Source organism: Paraburkholderia sp. SIMBA_027 (assembly GCF_046535315.1).
Lineage (GTDB): Bacteria > Pseudomonadota > Gammaproteobacteria > Burkholderiales > Burkholderiaceae > Paraburkholderia > Paraburkholderia tropica.
In genome coordinates, this window is the sequence record NZ_JAWRWY010001661.1 from 1 (window position 1) to 233 (window position 233).

A 233-nucleotide genomic window follows, 5' to 3' on the forward strand; every position below is an offset into this window, starting at 1 on the left:
GGGCAACGGCGGCAGAAGTGTTTGGTTTGCCACTGGAAACCGTCACCAGCGAGCAACGCCGTAGCGCGAAAGCGATCAACTTTGGTCTGATTTATGGCATGAGTGCTTTCGGTCTGGCGCGGCAATTGAACATTCCACGTAAAGAAGCGCAGAAGTACATGGACCTTTACTTCGAACGCTACCCTGGCGTGCTGGAGTATATGGAACGCACCCGTGCTCAGGCGAAAGAGCAG

Annotated in this window: 1 protein-coding gene; it reads left to right on the forward strand. The window is 54.5% G+C overall.

Going from position 1 to position 233, the window contains the following annotated elements:
• Nucleotides 1–233, forward strand: a 233-nt coding sequence (locus SB764_RS44815) for a DNA polymerase (RefSeq protein WP_410867413.1), incomplete at both ends; no start/stop codon positions are given.